Raw genomic sequence first — 827 nt, 5'->3', positions numbered from 1 at the left:
GAATATATCAAAGGGCGGCGGCGTGGTAAGCATATGTGGGCTTATTGGTTTTTAAGCAATGGGAAGCCCAGTTTCTCGCGGCTTTCAACAAATTTTTGAGCAACGATACGGCTCAGCGCACGAATACGGCCGATGTAGGTTGCGCGTTCGGTAACGGAAATGGCACCGCGTGCATCCAAGAGGTTGAACGTGTGGCCGGCTTTGAGTACAAGCTCGTAAGCAGGCAGGGCAAGACTGGTGTCTTCAACTGCAAGCAGGCGTTTGGCTTGTTCTTCATAGTCGTTGAATTGGCGCAAGAGCCAATCGGCATCGCTGTATTCGAAGTTGTAGGTGGATTGCTCGACTTCGTTTTGATGATAAACGTCGCCGTAAGTCACGATGTTGCCATCAAGGGTTTTTGCCCAAACGAGGTCGTACACGTTTTCCACGCCTTGCAGATACATGGCGAGACGCTCGATACCGTAGGTGATTTCACCGAGCACAGGAGAGCAGTCGATACCGCCGACTTGTTGGAAGTAGGTGAATTGGGTTACTTCCATGCCGTTGAGCCAAACTTCCCAACCCAAACCCCAAGCGCCGAGAGTAGGGTTTTCCCAGTCGTCTTCGACAAAACGGATGTCGTGTACTTTAGGGTCGATACCCAATTCGCGCAGTGAGTCGAGGTAGAGGTCTTGAATATTGGCGGGAGCTGGTTTGAGCGCAACTTGGAATTGATAGTAGTGTTGCAAGCGGTTGGGGTTGTCGCCGTAGCGGCCGTCTTTGGGGCGGCGGCTGGGTTGAACGTAAGCGGCAAACCAAGGCTCTGGGCCTAACGCGCGCAGACAAGT

Annotated in this window: 1 protein-coding gene; it reads right to left on the bottom strand. The window is 52.7% G+C overall.

Translation table 11 applies throughout. From position 1 onward, the window contains the following. Positions 1-41: 41 nt before the first annotated feature. On the bottom strand, positions 42-827 hold a 786-nt coding region (gene glyQ / locus ACTHUR_RS13055), incomplete at its 5' end, for a glycine--tRNA ligase subunit alpha (protein WP_440398934.1).

It is taken from the genome of Neisseria sp. P0021.S007, from assembly GCF_051956855.1.
The sequence above is the reverse complement of the archived record's forward strand: the minus strand, read 5'-3'. Positions and strand labels throughout refer to the sequence as shown.